The sequence below is a fragment of the Catenulispora rubra genome (genome assembly GCF_015356825.1).
In the GTDB taxonomy this organism is placed as follows: Bacteria; Actinomycetota; Actinomycetes; order Streptomycetales; family Catenulisporaceae; genus Catenulispora; species Catenulispora rubra.
Genome location: NZ_JAACYW010000661.1, coordinates 1 through 911, shown reverse-complemented (window position 1 = coordinate 911; position 911 = coordinate 1). Strand labels below are relative to the sequence as shown.

The window sequence follows — 911 nt, the reverse complement described above, 5'->3', positions numbered from 1 at the left end:
CTCGGGGAGTCCGGCGACCGCTGCCCGACCCCGACGCGCCCCCGGAGTCGACCTACTTCCTGTCCTGCAACCGCAACAAGGAATCCGTCACCGCCGACCTGAAGACCGACCAAGGCAGGCACCTGGTCGAACGTCTGATCAGGCGCGCGGACGTGCTGGTCGAGAACTTCCGCCCCGGCGTCCTGGACCGCCTGCACCTGGGCCCCGAGCGCCTGCGCGAGCTGAACCCAACTCTGATCGTGCTGTCCATCAGCGGCTTCGGCCACGACGGCCCACAAGGCGGCCGCCCCGGCTACGACCAGATCGCCCAAGGCGAGGCCGGCCTGATGAGCCTGACCGGCGAACCCGGCACCCCGACCAAGACCGGCGTCCCCATCGCGGACCTACTCGCTGGCATCTTCGGCGTCTGCGCCACCCTCGCCGCCCTCATCGAGCGCCGGCAGACGGGCAGCGGCCGCACCGTGCGCACCTCCCTGCTATCCGCGATCGTCGGCATCCACAGCTTCCAAGGCACCCGCTGGACCGTAGCCGGCCAGACCCCTGAACCAACCGGCAACCACCACCCCGCGATCGCCCCCTACGGCCTCTTCCACTGCGCCGACGCCGACATCCAAATCGCCGCCGGCAGCCAAAACCTATGGCGCGCCCTAGCAACCACCGTCGGCATCGACCCCGACGACCCCCACTACGCCACCAACGCCGACCGAGTCCGCCACCGCACCCAACTCCAAGCCGACCTCGAAACCCGCCTGGCCCACCACAAAGCCGACCACTGGCTCCACCACCTCACCGCAGCCGGCATCCCCGCCGGCCGCATCCGCACCCTCGACGAGGTCTACCACCAGGAACAAACCCACCACCAACCCCTCACCATCAACGTCACCCACACCACCCTCGGCCCCATCACCCTC

Annotated in this window: 1 protein-coding gene; it reads left to right on the top strand. The window is 69.6% G+C overall.

All coding sequences use genetic code 11. The features are described 5' to 3' along the window. Positions 1-911 (top strand): CaiB/BaiF CoA transferase family protein (locus GWK61_RS54830; RefSeq protein ID WP_194922330.1); only part of this gene is annotated, 911 nt, incomplete at both ends.